A 17,046-nucleotide genomic window follows, 5' to 3' on the forward strand; every position below is an offset into this window, starting at 1 on the left:
GGGAGGATGCTCAATCCGTGTAAATCACGCGATACGGCCGCCCGATCTTTTCCCATTCCATCGCTTCCTGCGCGAGGCTGTAGTCGGTCAGCGGATTGTTCGTGACCCACTCGCTCGGCAAACGCACTTCGAAGCCGCCGCCCGCGGCTTTTACCTCGATGCCGGGCAGCCCGACATCCGTGCGGCGGCGCGACAGAAGCGCGGCGAGCCGCAGGCAGAACAGCAGCGTCCAGTCGACGCCGCGCGCCTGCGCGAGCTTGCCGAGCTTGCCCGCGTGACCGAGCACGAGCGCCGCGAGCCGCGCCTGATCCGTGCGCGAGAAGCCGGGCATGTCGGCATTGCTCGCGATATACGCCGAATGCTTGTGATACGCGCTGTGCGCGATCGACAAGCCGATCTCGTGCAGCGACGCCGCCCACGCGAGAAACATGCGGTTCTCCGCGCTGCGCTCGCCGTCCGGCTCGCCGAGCTGATCGTAGAAGCTGATCGCCAGATTGCCGATGCGCTCGGCCTGCGCGGCATCGACGCCGTAACGGCGCTTGAAGCCCTCGACCGTCACCGTGCGCATGTCCTGATGCTGCGAGCGGCCGAGCAGGTCGTACAGCACGCCGAGACGCAGCGCGGCGTCGGTCGTATCGACGTATTCGATCCCCAGTTCCTCGAACACGCCGAGCATGATGGAAAGCCCGCCCGCGAGCACCGGAATGCGGTCCGGCTTCAGCGCGACGAGCTTCAGCCGGTTCACGTTCTCCGCCTTGATGAGCGCGCGCTTCAGCCGTTCCAGCCCGCCGCGCGAGATGCCGTGCGTGTACTCGGGATCGTTGAAGCCGTTCGCTTCGACCAGTTCGGCGAGCGCCCGCGCCGTGCCCGACGAGCCGATCGCCTGATCCCAGCCGGTCTGCTTGTATTCGCGCGAGATGATCTGAATCTCGCGCTTGGCGGCGAGTTCGGCCTGACGCATCGTGTATTCGTCGACGTTGCCGGCCGGGAAGAACTGGCGGCTGTGGCTCACGCAGCCGATGTAAAGGCTCTCCATGTGGATCGGCGTGTAATGCGCGCCGATGATGAACTCCGTCGATCCGCCGCCGATATCCACGACGAGCCGCTTGCCCGCACTCGCCGGCACGGAATGCGCCGCGCCCGCATAGATGAGGCGCGCTTCCTCGCGGCCCGCGATCACTTCGATCGGAAACCCCAACGCTATTTCGGCTTCGATCAGAAAGTCGTGCGCGTTTTTTGCGACGCGCAGCGTGTTGGTGGCGACCGCGCGCACCTGATCCGGGTGGAAGTCGCGCAGACGCTCCCCGAAACGCTTGAGCGCATCCCAGCCGCGCAACTGCGACGCGCGGTCGAGCATCTTGTCTTTCGAGAGACCGGCGGCGAGACGCACCGGCTCGCGCAACGCATCGACCTGATAGATCTGGCTGCCCGCGGGCGTTTCCTCGACCCGGCCGACGATCAGCCGGAAACTGTTCGATCCGAGGTCGACGGCGGCGAGAAGATGAGGATGAGTGACCATCGGATATCCGGGAAACGGTGAGGTGAGAAAGCGCAACCGGTGTCATCGACACGCTGCCGACAGAGACACGAATTCTATTTCATGCCGGCGCGAACATCGGAAAACGGAACAGAAGCGCGAACGCGCGCGCCCGCTAGCGACGCTATCCGCAATGTGAGTAGAATTTGTGAAAATCGTTCTGTCACAATAAAGACATCCTAGTGTGAGATCATCCGAACGCTTTTCTGCCCTTCCGATCGAGACACCTTACGCCCAGCCGATGTCCATACGTTATCCGCTCTTCAACCGTGAACTAGGCATCCTGGGTTTCAACGAGCGGGTACTGGCGCAAGCCGCCGACACATCGGTGCCGCTGCTCGAACGTCTGCGCTTTATCTGCATTACGAGCAGCAATCTCGACGAATTTTTCGAAGTCCGCATGGCCGGTCTTCAGGAGCAGATGCGCGACAACCCCGGCACGCTCTCGCCGGACGGCATGTCGCTGCAACACGTCTACGATCTCGTCTCCGAACGCGCGCAACGCCTCGTGCATCAACAATACGCGATGCTGCACGAGACAGTATTGCCCGCGCTCGAAATGGAAGGAATTTATTTTCATGGCGCGGAGACGTGGACCGAACAGCAGACCGCGTGGGCGCGCGAATACTTCCAGAACGAACTGCTGCCGGTGCTGACGCCGATCGGGCTCGATCCCGCGCACCCTTTTCCGCGCGTGCTGAACAAGAGCCTGAACTTCGTCGTCGAACTCGAAGGCACCGACGCGTTCGGCCGTCAGGCGATGATGGGCATCGTGCAGGCGCCGCGCGCGTTGCCGCGCCTCGTGCGCATGCCGGAGGCGCTCTCGGGTTATCCGCATGGTTTCGTGCTGCTGAGTTCTTTCATGCAGCACTTCGTGAGCGAACTCTTTCCGCATCTGACGGTGCGCAACTGCAATCAGTTTCGCATCACGCGCAATAGCGAGCTTTTCGTCGACGAAGACGAAATCACGAATCTGCGCGTCGCGTTGCAGGGCGAACTGCCCGCGCGCCATCTGGGCAACGCGGTGCGGCTCGAAGTATCCGCGGAAACGCCGCCGCATCTCATTCGCCGTCTGCTCGACGAAAGCCAGCTCAATCCGCGCGACTGCTATCGCGTGAACGGACCGGTCAATCTCGTGCGGCTCATGCAGTTGCCCGAAATGGTGGACCGGCCGGACCTCAAGTTCGTGCCGCACATTCCGTCGGTGCCGAAGTCGATTGCAAATACGACCAATCTCTTCGATGCCATCGATCAGGGCGATATCCTGCTGCATCATCCGTACGAGAGCTTTCAGCCCGTGCTGGAACTGCTGCTGCAAGCGGCCAAGGATCCGCAAGTGGTGGCGATCAAGCAGACCATCTACCGCACCGGCACCGATTCCCCGCTGATGGACGCGCTCATGCAGGCCGCGCGCAACGGCAAGGAAGTGACCGTGGTGGTGGAACTGCTCGCGCGCTTCGACGAAGAAACGAACATCAACTGGGCGTCGCAGCTCGAAGCGGTGGGCGCGCATGTCGTGTACGGCGTGGTCGGCCACAAGTGTCACGCCAAGATGATGCTGATCGTGCGCCGCGTATCGCAAGGCGGCAAGACCGTGCTCAAGCGTTACGCGCATCTTGGCACCGGCAACTATCATCCGCGCACGGCGCGTCTTTATACCGACTTCGGCCTCATGACCGCCGATCAGCAAATGTGCGAAGACGTGCATCACGTCTTTCAGCAGTTGACGGGCATCGGCGGCGAGCTTGCGCTGCATCAGCTATGGCAGTCGCCGTTCACGCTGCATACGAAGCTGATCGAAGCGATTCGCGCCGAAGCCGAACATGCGCGCGCGGGACGGCGGGCGCGCATCGTCGCGAAGATGAACGCGCTGCTCGAACCGACCGTGATCGCGGCGCTCTACGAGGCATCGCATGCGGGCGTGAAGATCGACCTGATCGTGCGCGGCGTGTGTTCGCTGAAGCCGGGCGTCGAAGATCTGTCGGAGAACATCACGGTGCGCTCGATCGTCGGGCGTTTCCTCGAACATCACCGCATCTTCTATTTCTATGCGAACGGCAAGGAAGACGTGTATCTGTCGAGCGCCGACTGGATGGATCGCAACTTCTTTCGCCGCGTCGAAGTGGCGTTCCCGATCCGTGACAGGCGTCTCAAGCGTCGCGTGATCGCCGAAGGTCTGTCCGTGTGTCTCGGCGACAACCAGTCGGCGTGGGTCATGCAAAGCGACGGGCATTATCGCAAGCGCCGTTCAGGCAAGGCGCTGCGCAATGCACAGTTGGGACTGCTCGCGAAGTTCTGTTCGTGATTCCTGAAGACACGGCGCGCAACGCGCCGTGCGAATTCAAGCCGCCACGGACTTGCGCAATGCCGTGCGCGACGCGGGAAAGCGCACGATGAACGTGCTGCCCCGCCCTACTTCGCTTTTCACGTCGAGATCGGCATGATGCCGTTGCAGCACATGCTTGACGATGGCAAGCCCGAGCCCAGTGCCGCCCGTATCTCGCGAACGGCTCCGGTCCACGCGATAGAAACGCTCCGTCAAGCGCGGAATATGCTCCGCCGGAATGCCGAGGCCGCTGTCGCGCACGGTGAAGACCGCGCGATCGTCCACGCGCTCCCATGACACGTCGATGCTGCCGCCATCGGGCGTGTAGCGCACCGCGTTGGTCACGAGATTGCCGAGCGCGCTCACCAGTTCGGTTTCCGCGCCCGCCACGGTCAGCGCGTCGTCGTTATGGAAGTGGATGCGATGACGCCCGCCCGAAAGACTGTTCGCGTCGTCTTCCAGATGACGCAGCACCGCGCGCATGTCGAGCAATTCGTCGCCGGGCGGATGGACATCGCCTTCGAGATTGGCCAGCACGAGCAGATCGCGCACGATGTTCTGCATGCGCATCGCCTGCTGATTCATCATGTCGAGATAACGCGCGCGGTCGGCTTCGTCGAGCGGCAATTCGCGCATCGTTTCGAGAAAGCCGGAGAGCACGGTGAGCGGCGTCTTCAGTTCGTGCGAGACGTTCGCGACGAAATCGCGGCGCATGGAATCGGTGCGCTCGAGTTCGGTAATGTCTTGCGTGAGGATAAGCTTGCGATTCTCGCCGTACGGAAACACCTGCACCGAGACACTGCGCTGCCGGTTCGCGCCCATGCCCCGCATGATGAGCATCTCTTCGTAGCGGTGCGAATTCAGATAGCGGATGAAATCCGGATGACGCACGAGATGCGTGATGTGCTGCCGCAGATCGCGCTTCGCGTCCAGCCCGAAGTGCTTCTCCGCGATGGCGTTGCACCATTCGATCTGGTCGTGATCGTCCAGCATCGCCACGCCGTTCGGCGATGCCTGAATCGCCTGAATGAAGCGCGAATGCTGCTGCTCGACCTGACGCACCTGCGCGTGCCAGCGTTTGGCGAGCTTGTGCAGGCGGTAATAGATCTCGCCCCAGATGCCGAGCGCGCTCGGCACCTGGCCGTACACCGGCGCGTCCAGGAGACGCCACAGCCGCTGCGTGTGATACGTGCTCACGAAGCTCTGCACGACGAGCATGACGACGGCGACCGCGAGCGCTACTCGCACGCCCGCGATTGCGCCGATCGCGGCGCACAGCACCGCGAGGAGCGCGAGGGACACGATGGAACGCGTCCAGATGATGTTCATGTTGTCGGGAGATCGAAGAAGGCGAAGATGCGCGCGGGCTCAGGCGCCCTTCGCGAGCCGATAGCCGCTGCCGCGTACCGTTTCGATCATAGCATCGCAGCCTGCGGGCTTGAGCGCGGCGCGCAGACGCTTGATATGCACATCGACCGTGCGCTCCTCGACGAACACGTGATCCCCCCAGACCTGATCGAGCAGCTGCGTGCGGCTGTGCACGCGCTCCGGATGCGTCATGAAGAAATGCAGCAGGCGGAACTCCGTCGGCCCGAGATCGAGCTTGATGTCGTTGCCCGAATGATTCGCCGCCACGCGATGCGTCGCCGGATCGAGACGCAGGCCGTTGATCGCGACGACGTCTTCCGTCAACTGCGGCGCGCGCCGGCGCAGCACCGCCTTGATGCGCGCCATCAGTTCCTTCGGCGAGAACGGCTTGGTCACGTAATCATCCGCGCCGATTTCGAGCCCGAGCACCTTGTCCTGCTCGTCGCCGCGCGCGGTGAGCATGATGATCGGAATGTGCTTCGTGCGCTCGTTGTTGCGCAGCTCGCGCGCGAACGCGATGCCGGACTTCGCGGGCAGCATCCAGTCGAGCAGCACGAGGTCGGGCAGCACGTCGCTGATCAGGTTTTGCGCCTGCTCCGCGTTATAGGCGCGAATCGGGCAATGTCCCGCATGTTGCAGATTCACCGAGATCAGCTCGGAGATCGCGGGTTCGTCTTCGACGACGAGGATACTGCTGGGCATCGGCACCTCTTGACCTTTTTGCTTGAAGTGAATCGTTGGATTAACTGAGCGCCTCGCGTTCGAGCTGGTCGCGCGAGATGTGGCGCACGTCCGTGCCCTTCACGATGTAGATGATGAACTCGGCGATGTTCTTCGCGTGATCGCCGATACGCTCGACCGCTTTCGCGATGAAGAGATAATCGAGTCCCGCCGAAATGGTGCGCGGGTCTTCCATCATGTAGGTCACGAGCTTGCGCACGAAGGCGCGGAATTCTTCGTCGATGGCCTTGTCGTCGCGCACGATCTGCGCGGCGGCGACCGTATCGAGACGCGCGAACGCATCGAGCGCGCGGCGCAGAATCGACACGGCCATCTCGCCCGAGAGCTTGATTTCCGCGATGTTCACCGTGCGGCCCGCGCCGTCTTCGTTGATGCGCTTCACGCGCTTCGCGATCTTCTCGGCTTCGTCGCCGGCGCGTTCGAGATTCGTGATGGTCTTCGAGATCGCCATGAGCAGACGCAGGTCGCGCGCGGCCGGCTGACGGCGCGCAATGATGTTGCTGCACTCCTCGTCGATTTCCACTTCCATCGTGTTCAGGCGCGCTTCCGCCGCGATCACGCGATCGGCGATCTGCACGTCGAATTCGTTCAGCGCCTGCATCGCCGCGGTGATCTGCGACTCGACGAGACCGCCCATTTCCAGCACTTTCGAGGACACCGCGTTCAGATCGGCGTCGAACTGGCTCGACAGATGTTTATCGGACATGTTCTGCTCCTGTAGTCCTTTGTTCGTTGGCTGACCGGCCGATCAGCCAAAGCGGCCCGTGATGTAGTCTTCCGTTTCCTTGCGGGCCGGCTTGATGAAGATCTTTTCCGTGTCGCCGAATTCGATCAATTCACCGAGGTACATATAGGCAGTGTAGTCCGAGCAGCGCGCGGCCTGCTGCATGTTGTGCGTGACGATCACGACCGTGTAGTCGCTCTTCAGCTCCGCGATCAGTTCTTCGATACGGCCGGTCGAGATCGGATCGAGCGCCGAGCACGGTTCGTCGAGCAGCAGCACTTCCGGCCGGATGGCGATGCCGCGCGCGATGCACAGCCGCTGCTGCTGGCCGCCCGAAAGACCGTAGCCGCTTTGCGTGAGCTTGTCCTTCACTTCGGTCCAGAGCGCGGCCTTCGTGAGCGCCCATTCCACGCGGTCGTCCATTTCCGAGCGCGACAGTTGCTCGAACATCTTCACGCCGAACGCGATGTTGTCGTAGATCGACATCGGGAATGGCGTCGGCTTCTGGAACACCATGCCGACGCGCGCGCGCAAGAGCGAGATGTCCTTCGTCGTGTCGAGCAGATTGGCGCCGTCCATCAGGATCTCGCCTTCCGCGCGCTGCTCCGGATAGAGCGCGTACATCTTGTTGAACGTGCGCAAGAGCGTGGACTTGCCGCATCCCGAAGGACCGATGAACGCGGTCACTTTCTTCTCTGGAATGCGCAAGTTGATGTTCTTCAGCGCGTGATACTTGTTGTAGAAGAAGTTGAGGTTGTTCACCTCGATCTTCGGCTTGATGGAATCCGCAGGCTGCGAACCATGCGTCGGACGTACGCTGCCCGGCGCGGGACCGCGCTCCACCGGCTTGTCTTCAGTCTTCGAATTCAGGTGGCTGACACCACTTTCGACCATGTTCATGGAATCACTCCACCCTTATTTCTTCGAGAAAATCGCGCGCGCCAGGATATTCAGACCCAGCACGCCGAGCGTAATCAGGAACACGCCGGCCCACGCGAGCGTTTGCCATTGCGGGAACGGGCTCATCGCGAACTTGTAGATCGTCACCGGCAAGTTCGCCACCGGCTGATTCATGTCGAGCGTGAAGAACTGGTTCGACAGCGCAGTGAACAGCAGCGGCGCGGTCTCGCCTGCGATGCGCGCAACCGCCAGCAGCACGCCCGTCACGATGCCGCCAACCGACGCCTTCAGCGTGATCGACATCACCATCTTCCACTTCGGCGTGCCGAGCGCGAAGGCCGCCTCGCGCAGCGCGTTGGGCACGAGGTTCAGCATGTTTTCCGTCGTGCGGATGACGATGGGAATCTGCAAGAGTCCCAGCGCGATCACGCCGGCCCAGCCCGAGAAACGCCCCATCTTCGCGACGACGAGCGCATACACGAAGAGACCGACGACGATGGACGGCGCGGACAACAGAATGTCGTTGATGAAGCGCGTCACGTTCGCGAGCCAGCGCTTCTGCCCGTATTCCGCGAGATAGACGCCCGCGAGAATGCCGAGCGGCGTGCCGATGCACGTTGCGAGCACGACGAGCATGAGACTGCCGACGATCGCGTTGGCGAGACCGCCGCCATCGGTGTTCGGCGGAGGCGTCGACTGCGTGAAAAGCTCGACGGAGAGGCCCGAGACGCCGAGCTTCAGCGTCGTGAAGAGAATCCACACGAGCCAGATAAGGCCGAACGCCATGGCCGCGAGCGAAAGCGTCAGCGCGATCGCGTTGGTGCCGCGGCGGCGGCGTTGCAGCTTCGTGCGCGTGGCGACCGTGCGCTCTTGATCCTGATTGAAGGTTGCGGGACGGCTCACTTTGCACCCTCCGCGCGCTGCATGCGCATCAAGAGCAGCTTCGAAAGCGCGAGCACGATGAACGTGATGACGAACAGAATCAGGCCCAGCTCCATGAGCGCGGACGTATGCAGGCCGGGGCTCGCTTCCGCGAATTCGTTCGCGAGCGCGGAGGTGATGCTGTTGCCCGGCGAAAAGAGCGACACGTTGTCGAGCAGATTGGTGTTGCCGATCACGAAGGTCACCGCCATGGTCTCGCCGAGCGCGCGGCCGAGACCGAGCATGACGCCGCCGATCACGCCGGCGCGCGTGTACGGCAACACGATCTTCCACATCACTTCCCACGTCGTGCAGCCGATGCCGTACGCCGATTCCTTCAGCAGCACGGGCGTGACTTCGAACACGTCGCGCATCACGGACGCGATGTACGGAATGATCATGATGGCGAGAATGACGCCCGCGCACAGAATGCCGATGCCGATGGGCGGTCCCTGAAACAACGCGCCGATAAGCGGCACGCCGCCGAGCACCGCGCCGAGCGGCTTTTCGAAGTACGTCGCGAAGATCGGCGCGAATACGAGCAGACCCCACATGCCGTAGACGATCGACGGAATCGCCGCGAGCAGTTCGATGGCGACGCCGAGCGGCCGGCGCAGCCACGTCGGCGACAGTTCCGTCAGAAAGAGCGCGATGCCGAAGCTCACCGGCACCGCAATGATGAGCGCGATGATCGAGGTGGCGATGGTGCCGTAGATGGGCACGAGCGCGCCGAAGCTCTCGCTGGGCGGATCCCACTCCGCGCGCCAGAGAAAGCTGAGGCCGAATTTCTCGATGGTCGGCATCGACGCAATGATCAGCGAGACGATGATGCCGCCAAGCAGGAGCAGCGTCACGACGGCTGCGAGCCGCGTGATGCCGCCGAAAATGATGTCGCCGATACGGCTCGGCGCGCGCTGCGATTGCGCCGCCGGCGGTGCCGACGCTAAATTGATGTCCGACATGGGAGCCTTGGTTACGCTACGTGTCAGACGCGCGGCAACCTTTCGATCGCCGCGCGGCTTGTTGCTGCTTCGTTACTGCTTCTTTACTGCTTCTTTGCTTCCTCTGCTTTGACTGTCCGCCGCTTCAGCTTAGGACAGTTTCAGCTTGTGTGACTGCGATACTTCTTGGCTATTACTCTGCGACCGGCTTGCCCGCGCTGTCCTTGACCTTCGCCTTCCATTGCGTGCGGATTTCCGACACGACCGATTCCGGCAGCGAGATGTAGTCGAGGTCGTTCGCAGCCTGGCCGCCGTTCTTGAACGCCCAGTCGAAGAACTTGAGCGTTTCCGCGCCCTGCGCCGCCTTGTCCTGCGTCGAATGCAGCAGCACGAAGGTCGCGCCGACGATCGGCCATGCGTCCTTGCCCGGCTCGTTCGTCAGGATCTGATAGAACGACTTCGACCAGTCCGCGCCCGCAGCCGCCGCCTTGAACGTCTCCGTCTTCGGCTCCACGACCGTGCCCGCCGAATTCTTGAGGCCGACGTAGGTCATGTGGTTCTGCTTCGCGTACGCCCACTCGACATAGCCGATTGCGCCCGGCAGACGCTGCACGAACGCCGCTACGCCGTCGTTACCCTTGCCGCCCGTTCCCGTCGGCCAGTTGACCGTCGAACCCTCGCCCACCTTCGACTTCCAGTCGGCGTTGACCTTCGACAGATAATTCGTCCAGATGAAGCTCGTGCCCGAGCCGTCGGCGCGGCGCACCACGGCGATGTCGGTGTCCGGCAGCTTGACCTTCGGGTTCAGCGCGGCGATAGCCGGGTCGTTCCACTTCTTGATCTTGCCGAGGTAGATGTCGCCGAGCACCTGGCCCGACAGCGTCAGTTCGCCCGCTTTCACGCCCGGCACGTTGATGACCGGCACCACGCCGCCGACGACCGTCGGGAACTGGAAGAGGCCGTCTTTCGCGAGCTCGTCATCTTTCAGCGGAGCGTCCGAGCCCGCGAAATCCACCGTCTTCGCGATGATTTGCTTGATGCCGCCCGACGAGCCGATGCCCTGATAGTTGACCTTGCCGCCGCCGCTCTTCTGATAGGCATCTGCCCACTTGGTGTAGATCGGAGCTGCGAAGGTACTGCCCGCGCCGGTGATATCGGCCGCTTGCGCAGAGATGGCCAGCATTGCGCCAATTACGCCAGCGAGCGCGGTGTGCATCAATTTCATGAGACCTCCAGGGTTGAATAGCGTGTGGGACGACACGCGAAATATAGGCAGTCTCTGTGACAGTAATGTGACTCTCGGTTAAGGGGATGTGACAGCCGACTTTCAAACGGAAAGTCGACCGAGCGTTCATTCGTCAGGCTGCCAACGGGCAAGAAAAAAGCGGGCCGAAGCCCGCTTTAGCGACATACGCGTTTTTCTGCGAACGCTTACGAAGTCACGTCCTTCACGACCTGCGCAATCGTTTCCGCGTGCCGGACGGCGTCTGCCTGCGCGGCGGCTTCCACCATCACGCGCAACACCGGTTCCGTTCCCGACGCGCGGATCAAGACCCGGCCGCGCGATTCGAGGGAATGCTCGGCTTGCTCGACGGCGCGGCGGATCGCGTCACTGTTCTTCCAGTCCGCGCCCGCTTTCATGCGCACGTTGATCAGCTTCTGCGGGAACAGGCTCACGCCGTCGAGCAGTTCGGCGAGCGTCTTGCCGCTGCGCTTGAGCGCCGCGAGCACGAGAAGCGCCGAGACGATGCCGTCGCCCGTCGAGTGCCGGTCCAGCGACAAAATGTGGCCCGAACCTTCCGCGCCGAGCTGCCAGCCGTGCTCGCGCAGCTTTTCGAGCACGTAGCGGTCGCCGACCGCCGCACGGACAAACTGCACGCCGGCCTCCTTCAGCGCGACTTCGACCGCCATGTTCGTCATCAGCGTGCCGACCGCGCCTTCCACGTTGCCGTGCGTCGCAATGCGGTCCTTCACCAGCACGTAAAGCAGCTCGTCGCCGTTATAGAGGCGCCCGGCCGAATCGACGATCTGCAAACGGTCCGCGTCGCCATCCAGCGCAATGCCGATATCCGCGCCATGCTCCTTCACCGCGCGCACGAGCGCATCCGGGGCCGTCGCGCCGACGCCATCGTTGATATTGAAGCCGTTCGGCGACACGCCGATCGGCACCACTTCCGCGCCGAGTTCGTGGAACACGTGCGGCGCGACGTCGTACGCCGCGCCGTGCGCGCAGTCGACCACCAGCTTCAGGCCGCGCAAGTCGAAGCTCGCGGGGAACGTGCTCTTGCAGAATTCGATGTAACGGCCGCCCGCGTCGTCGAGGCGGCGCGCCTTGCCGAGCCGTTCGGACGGCGCGCAGTCCATCGGCTGTTCGAGTTGCGCCTCGATCTCGTGTTCGACTTCGTCGGGCAGCTTGTTGCCATCGGCGGAGAAGAACTTGATGCCGTTGTCCTCGTAGGGATTGTGCGACGCGCTGATGACGACGCCCGCCGACAGCCGCAGTGCGCGCGTCAGATAGGCGACGCCGGGCGTGGGCATGGGACCGGCGAGCATCACGTCGACGCCGGCTGCCGAGAAGCCGGACTCGAGCGCCGCTTCGAGCATGTAGCCGGACACGCGCGTGTCCTTGCCGATGAGCACCGTCGGCCGGTTGCCCTTCTGTAGCGACCGGTCGCCGCCCGCGAGCACCTTGCCGGCCGCGTAGCCTAGCCTGAGCACGAAGTCCGGCGTGATCGGGGCCGCGCCGACGCGTCCGCGAATGCCGTCCGTTCCGAAATATCGTCTTGCCATTGTTGCCTGACCCTCCTCGCGGATTACGGCGCCTGTTCTGATCCGCGTTGTTCGTTGGAAAGCTGCGAGCGCGAGCGCCTTCGCCGCAGTGCTGCGACGCGAGCGCGTCAATCGTGCGCGCGACGCGCCGCCTGCCCGGTGGCTTGCCAAACTTTCAATGCGTCTACGGTCTCGGCCACATCGTGCACACGGATGATGGCCGCGCCACGTTCGGCAGCGCACACCGCCGCCGCGATGCTCGCGAACACGCGCTCGCCCGCGCTGCGACCGGTGACGGCACCGAGCATCGATTTGCGCGACATGCCGGCCAGCAGCGCGCGATGCGTGCCGGTTGGCAGCGTTGCCGCGAGTTCGGCAAGTAGCGTGTAATTATGCCCGACGGTTTTGCCGAAGCCGTAGCCGGGATCGAATGTGATGCGATTCGCCGCAATGCCCGCCGCCGTGAACGCGGCGAGCCGCTCGGCGAAGAAGTCTCGCACCGACGCGACGACGTCGTCGTAGACCGGTTCGTGCAGTTGCATCGTGCGGGGCTCGCCGAGCATGTGCATTACGCACAGTCCGCAGTTGCTGTCCTTCACAGCGTCCAGTGCGCCGTCCTGACGCAGCCCCCAGATGTCATTGATCATGTCCGCGCCCGCTTCGAGCGCGGCGCGCATCACGGCGGGCTTGTAGGTATCGACCGAAAGCGGAACCTGCACGCCGCGCAATGCTTCGACAATCGGGACGACGCGTTCGAGCTCTTCGTCGAGCGGGACGGGCGGCGCGCCCGGTCGAGTCGATTCGCCACCGATGTCGATCATGTCCGCGCCGTCGGCAAGCATCTGCTCGGCGCGCGCCAGCGCCGCGTCGCGGGAAAGGAAGCGGCCGCCGTCAGAAAACGAGTCGGGCGTGACGTTCAGGATGCCCATGACGAGCGGACGTTCGAACGTCAGCGTGAATCGTCCGCATTGCAGCGGCTCGGCGAGGACGGGGGAGGATGTGAGTGTGGTCAAGCGAATGGGCGAGAGCGAGTGACTGGGCGTTCGACCCGGCAGAACGCGGGCCTGAAAATAAAAATGGGCCGGCGTGCATTGCACGCCGGCCCATGATACGACTCGGGAAGCTTAGGCCGGCGCGGTTGCGCTGCCCGGCTTCACTTCGGTGCCGCTATTGCCGCTCGAAGGCGAATCGCCCGACGGCGGCGGCATGTTCTTCGGCGGACGCGGCGGACGGCCGGCCATGATGTCGCTGATCTGGTCTGCGTCGATGGTTTCCCATTCGAGCAGCGCCTTGGTCATGGCTTCGACCTTCTCGCGGTTGTCTTCCAGCAGCTTGCGCGCAAGCGCGTACTGCTCGTCGAGAATGCGGCGGATTTCAGCATCGACCTTTTGCAGCGTCGCTTCCGAAACCGTCTTCGACGCGAGCTTGCCGAACATGCCGTCCGGTTCCGTGTCGACGTACACCATGGTGCCGAGCACGTCGGACATGCCGTAACGCGTGACCATGTCGCGCGCCATCTTCGTTGCGCGCTCGAAGTCGTTCGAAGCACCGGTCGACATCGAGTTCAGGAACACTTCTTCCGCTGCACGGCCGCCGAACAGAATCGCGATTTCTTCCAGCATCTTGTCGCGATACAGGTTCACGCGATCATGCTCCGGCAACTGCCACGTGACGCCCAGCGCCCAGCCGCGCGGCATGATCGTGACCTTGTGAACCGGGTCCGCGTGCGGCAACAGCTTGGCGACGACCGCGTGGCCCGACTCGTGGTACGCCGTGTTGCGGCGTTCCTCTTCGCGCATGACCGCCGACTTGCGCTCCGGACCCATGAAGATCTTGTCCTTCGCGTCCTCGAAGTCCTGCATTTCGACGATCCGCTTGCCGCGACGCGCCGCAAAGAGCGCGGCTTCGTTCACGAGGTTCGCGAGATCCGCACCCGAGAAGCCCGGCGTGCCGCGCGCGATGACCGATGCGTCCACGTCGTTCGCAATCGGCACCTTGCGCAGATGCACCTTCATGATGTGCTCGCGGCCGCGGATGTCCGGCAGACCGACGTACACCTGCCGGTCAAAACGGCCCGGACGCAAGAGCGCCTTGTCGAGCACGTCCGAACGGTTCGTCGCGGCGATCACGATCACGCCGGAATTCGCCTCAAAGCCGTCCATTTCGACGAGCATCTGGTTCAGCGTCTGCTCGCGCTCGTCGTTGCCGCCGCCCATGCCGGCGCCGCGATGACGACCGACCGCGTCGATTTCGTCGATGAACACGATACACGGCGCATGCTTCTTGGCCTGCTCGAACATGTCGCGCACGCGGGCCGCGCCCACGCCGACGAACATTTCCACGAAGTCAGAACCCGAAATGCTGAAGAACGGCACCTTGGCTTCGCCCGCGATGGCGCGCGCCAGAAGCGTCTTACCGGTACCCGGAGGGCCGACCAGCAGCACGCCGCGCGGAATGCGCCCGCCGAGCTTCTGGAACTTCTGCGGATCGCGCAGGAAGTCCACCAGTTCCGACACCTCTTCCTTGGCTTCGTCGCAGCCGGCCACGTCCGTGAAGTTGATCGCGTTGTTGTTTTCGTCGATCAGCCGCGCTCGCGACTTGCCGAACGAGAACGCCCCGCCTTTGCCGCCTCCCTGCATCTGCCGCATCATGTAGAACCAGAAACCGATGATCAGGATCGTCGGCCCAAGGTAGTACAGCGCGGAGACGAGCGCATTCGGTTCATCGTCAGCCTTGCCGCTGACCTGAACGCCGTATTTCATCAGATCGCCGACCATCCAGATGTCGCCGGGCGACACGATCTGGTACTTCTGGCCGTCTGTCGGAGTGACCGTGAGATTGCGCCCCTGAACCGTGACGTTCTTGACCTTGCCGTTCTTCGCGTCGTCCATGAACTGCGAATACGACACGCCTTCCTGGACGCGGGGCTTATCGAACTGCTTGAACACCGTAAACAGCACCAGTGCGATCACGAGCCACACTGCCGCTTTAGAGAACATATTGTTGTTCAAAGCACCACTCCTCACTCATAGACGGGCGCCTACATAAACCTTGCGGCGCCACCAAAGCATTCTAATCCAGACCGCTAACCCCTGCCATAAGGTTTCACTACCGCCTAAATAGCGTTAGATGGTCTTTTTTCGGCATAATCCGCGAAAATATCGCTGAAATTCGCCGACATCGTTTAAGCGGGTCCTGCAGCCGGATTTTTGAGCCGCCGCCCGAGGATAAAAGTCTCGGACGATTTGTCCCGGGACGCCTTGGGCTTGCGCGGCGCGACCACTTTGAACTGGTGCTTGAATTTCTCGACGATCTGGCTATAGCCGCTGCCATGAAAACATTTGACCAGCAGCGCCCCTTCGGGTTTCAGGTGGTTTTGAGCGAATTCCAGCGCCAGGTCGCAAAGATGCTCGATCCGCGCCGCATCCGCACTCGCTACTCCGGAGAGGTTGGGGGCCATGTCGGAGATTACAAGGTCCACTTGGCGCTCACCGACGATTTCGTCCAGTTGCGCGAGCACCGTGTCTTCGCGGAAGTCGCCCTGGATGAACGTCACGTCCGCGATCGGCTCCATCGGCAGAATATCGAGCGCGATGATCGTGCCGTCGATGCCGCCCTCGCGCTGGGCGTCGCGCTTCGAACCCTGCGCGAGCTTGTTGCGCGCGTACTGGCTCCAGCTTCCGGGCGTCGAACCCAGATCGACGATGACCTGCCCCGGCTTGATGAGCTTGTCCTGCTCGTCGATCTCCTTGAGCTTGTACGCCGCGCGGGCCCGATAGCCCTCGCGCTGCGCCATCTTCACGTACGGATCGTTGATGTGGTCATGCAACCACGAATGATTGAAGCGATTCTTTGCCATTCAAGCTGAACTCATGCCGCGTTCGTGCGGCGTGGAAGGTGTTTCGGTGGCGCGAGCAACGCGCGCCGATGCGTGGTCTCGGGCTTGCGTGCCCCTGCGTGCCCCTGCGTGTCGTTGCTTGCCGTTGCGTGCGCGAAAACTTGCAGCAACATGCGGCGCTTTTAGCGGATAATACGCGTCTTGTCGGCCGGAACGTTTCCGCGGGCGCCCGAATGCGCCCGGCAATCGCGTCTCCGGCCTATTTTGTTTTTGGCGGCGGTCCACCTCGGCCGGCCGAACCCGGCCGTCTTGCCGGCTTCTTCGCACTTCGCATTACGCGTCTGGCACGCCGTCAGGCCCGCGCCGCCCTATTTTAGTCGACTCCCCAATTTCTCATGCCAGCTCTCGAACTCTCTCCTGCCCAACGCTCCGACCTGCGCTCCCAGGCCCATGCGCTCAAGCCCGTCGTGCTCGTCGGCGCGGAGGGTTTGACGGATGCCGTGCTGAGCGAAATCGGCGTGCACCTCGAAGCGCACCAGCTCATCAAGATTCGCGTGTTCGGCGACGACCGCGAAGCGCGCATCGCCATCTACGACGAAATCTGCGACCGCCTGAACGCAGCGCCTATCCAGCATATCGGCAAGCTGCTGGTCATCTGGAGGCCCGAAGGCGCCGCGCCGGCCAAGAGCCGCGGAACGCGCACGCGCAGCACCATGCCGCCGAGCGCGGCCGAAGCCGTCGAGCGTCCTTCGAAGGGCCGCGCGCCGCGCATCGTCAAGGCCGTCAAGATTTCGCGCGATGCGCCGGCGTTCAAGAAGCCGAAGAAGCAGACGCTCAAGGTGCTCGGCAACGAGCGCGTGACCGCGGGCGGCAACGTGAAGCGCGCGAAGAAGCGTCAGACGAGCTCGAAGCGCCAGCATCAGGCCGCGAAGTAAGCAGCGCGGCGCGAGAACGTTCGCGCCGCATGCGGCCACGGCGCGA

At 63.1% G+C, this 17,046-nt stretch carries 14 protein-coding genes; 2 read left to right on the plus strand and 12 right to left on the minus strand.

What is annotated here, in order from left to right; genetic code table 11:
• Window positions 1-10: 10 nt before the first annotated feature.
• Window positions 11-1,519 carry an exopolyphosphatase gene (gene ppx / locus NCR35_RS10765; protein ID WP_206466690.1) on the minus strand — a complete coding sequence of 503 codons (1,509 nt, stop codon included), beginning with the start codon at window positions 1,517-1,519 and terminating at the stop codon, window positions 11-13.
• A gap of 259 nt (window positions 1,520-1,778) precedes the next feature.
• Between ppx and ppk1 the strand changes: the two genes are divergently transcribed.
• Entirely contained in the window at window positions 1,779-3,842 is a 2,064-nt protein-coding gene (gene ppk1 / locus NCR35_RS10770) for a polyphosphate kinase 1 (RefSeq protein WP_250534347.1), read from the plus strand.
• Between the two features lie 36 nt (window positions 3,843-3,878).
• Here ppk1 and phoR read toward each other — a convergent pair whose 3' ends face one another.
• The 11 genes from phoR to NCR35_RS10825 all read right to left on the minus strand — a co-directional run bounded on the left by phoR (window position 3,879) and on the right by NCR35_RS10825 (window position 16,086).
• A complete protein-coding gene (phoR, locus tag NCR35_RS10775; protein WP_250534348.1) occupies window positions 3,879-5,192 on the minus strand; it encodes a phosphate regulon sensor histidine kinase PhoR in 1,314 nt (437 codons plus the stop codon).
• A 39-nt stretch (window positions 5,193-5,231) separates the two neighbouring features.
• Window positions 5,232-5,933, minus strand: coding sequence for a phosphate regulon transcriptional regulator PhoB (gene phoB, locus NCR35_RS10780; protein ID WP_159836615.1), 702 nt, complete (start codon window positions 5,931-5,933; stop codon window positions 5,232-5,234).
• A 40-nt stretch (window positions 5,934-5,973) separates the two neighbouring features.
• Complete coding sequence (gene phoU, locus NCR35_RS10785; protein ID WP_250534349.1) at window positions 5,974-6,678, minus strand: phosphate signaling complex protein PhoU; 705 nt, start codon at window positions 6,676-6,678, stop codon at window positions 5,974-5,976.
• A 42-nt stretch (window positions 6,679-6,720) separates the two neighbouring features.
• Window positions 6,721-7,596 carry a phosphate ABC transporter ATP-binding protein PstB gene (gene pstB, locus NCR35_RS10790; RefSeq protein ID WP_244846880.1) on the minus strand — a complete coding sequence of 292 codons (876 nt, stop codon included), beginning with the start codon at window positions 7,594-7,596 and terminating at the stop codon, window positions 6,721-6,723.
• A gap of 15 nt (window positions 7,597-7,611) precedes the next feature.
• Window positions 7,612-8,499 (minus strand): phosphate ABC transporter permease PstA, encoded by an 888-nt coding sequence (gene pstA, locus NCR35_RS10795; protein WP_250534350.1) that lies wholly within the window; start codon window positions 8,497-8,499, stop codon window positions 7,612-7,614.
• The gene (pstC, locus tag NCR35_RS10800) at window positions 8,496-9,479 is read right to left on the minus strand and encodes a phosphate ABC transporter permease PstC (protein ID WP_250534351.1); all 984 of its coding nucleotides are present in this window, start codon (window positions 9,477-9,479) and stop codon (window positions 8,496-8,498) included. The genes pstA and pstC overlap by 4 nt, the downstream gene beginning before the upstream one ends.
• Before the next feature lie 172 nt (window positions 9,480-9,651).
• Window positions 9,652-10,683 (minus strand): phosphate ABC transporter substrate-binding protein PstS, encoded by a 1,032-nt coding sequence (pstS, locus tag NCR35_RS10805; protein WP_250534352.1) that lies wholly within the window; start codon window positions 10,681-10,683, stop codon window positions 9,652-9,654.
• A 206-nt stretch (window positions 10,684-10,889) separates the two neighbouring features.
• Entirely contained in the window at window positions 10,890-12,248 is a 1,359-nt protein-coding gene (gene glmM, locus NCR35_RS10810) for a phosphoglucosamine mutase (protein WP_250534353.1), read from the minus strand.
• A gap of 107 nt (window positions 12,249-12,355) precedes the next feature.
• Window positions 12,356-13,156, minus strand: coding sequence for a dihydropteroate synthase (gene folP, locus NCR35_RS10815; RefSeq protein ID WP_502801671.1), 801 nt, complete (start codon window positions 13,154-13,156; stop codon window positions 12,356-12,358).
• 195 nt (window positions 13,157-13,351) lie between these two features.
• Window positions 13,352-15,238 (minus strand): ATP-dependent zinc metalloprotease FtsH, encoded by a 1,887-nt coding sequence (ftsH, locus tag NCR35_RS10820; RefSeq protein WP_175944393.1) that lies wholly within the window; start codon window positions 15,236-15,238, stop codon window positions 13,352-13,354.
• Window positions 15,239-15,411: 173 nt separating this feature from the next.
• A complete protein-coding gene (locus tag NCR35_RS10825; RefSeq protein ID WP_250534355.1) occupies window positions 15,412-16,086 on the minus strand; it encodes an RlmE family RNA methyltransferase in 675 nt (224 codons plus the stop codon).
• Window positions 16,087-16,460: 374 nt separating this feature from the next.
• On the opposite strand from NCR35_RS10825, the gene NCR35_RS10830 reads away from it, so the two are divergent.
• Window positions 16,461-17,000, plus strand: coding sequence for a YhbY family RNA-binding protein (locus NCR35_RS10830; RefSeq protein ID WP_250534356.1), 540 nt, complete (start codon window positions 16,461-16,463; stop codon window positions 16,998-17,000).
• Window positions 17,001-17,046 lie beyond the last annotated feature (46 nt).

The sequence above is a fragment of the Caballeronia sp. AZ10_KS36 genome (genome assembly GCF_023631105.1).
Classification (GTDB): domain Bacteria; phylum Pseudomonadota; class Gammaproteobacteria; order Burkholderiales; family Burkholderiaceae; genus Caballeronia.

Bases quoted from the DNA above. Each gene is read 5' to 3' on its own strand.
- glmM (WP_250534353.1), bottom strand. From the start codon at position 12,248: ATGGCAAGACGATATTTCGGAACGGACGGCATTCGCGGACGCGTCGGC.
- phoB (WP_159836615.1), bottom strand. From the start codon at position 5,933: ATGCCCAGCAGTATCCTCGTCGTCGAAGACGAACCCGCGATCTCCGAG.
- folP (WP_502801671.1), bottom strand. From the start codon at position 13,156: ATGGGCATCCTGAACGTCACGCCCGACTCGTTTTCTGACGGCGGCCGC.
- NCR35_RS10825 (WP_250534355.1), bottom strand. From the start codon at position 16,086: ATGGCAAAGAATCGCTTCAATCATTCGTGGTTGCATGACCACATCAAC.
- pstC (WP_250534351.1), bottom strand. From the start codon at position 9,479: ATGTCGGACATCAATTTAGCGTCGGCACCGCCGGCGGCGCAATCGCAG.
- pstB (WP_244846880.1), bottom strand. From the start codon at position 7,596: ATGAACATGGTCGAAAGTGGTGTCAGCCACCTGAATTCGAAGACTGAA.
- ppx (WP_206466690.1), bottom strand. From the start codon at position 1,519: ATGGTCACTCATCCTCATCTTCTCGCCGCCGTCGACCTCGGATCGAAC.
- phoU (WP_250534349.1), bottom strand. From the start codon at position 6,678: ATGTCCGATAAACATCTGTCGAGCCAGTTCGACGCCGATCTGAACGCG.
- pstS (WP_250534352.1), bottom strand. From the start codon at position 10,683: ATGAAATTGATGCACACCGCGCTCGCTGGCGTAATTGGCGCAATGCTG.
- ppk1 (WP_250534347.1), top strand. From the start codon at position 1,779: ATGTCCATACGTTATCCGCTCTTCAACCGTGAACTAGGCATCCTGGGT.
- NCR35_RS10830 (WP_250534356.1), top strand. From the start codon at position 16,461: ATGCCAGCTCTCGAACTCTCTCCTGCCCAACGCTCCGACCTGCGCTCC.
- phoR (WP_250534348.1), bottom strand. From the start codon at position 5,192: ATGAACATCATCTGGACGCGTTCCATCGTGTCCCTCGCGCTCCTCGCG.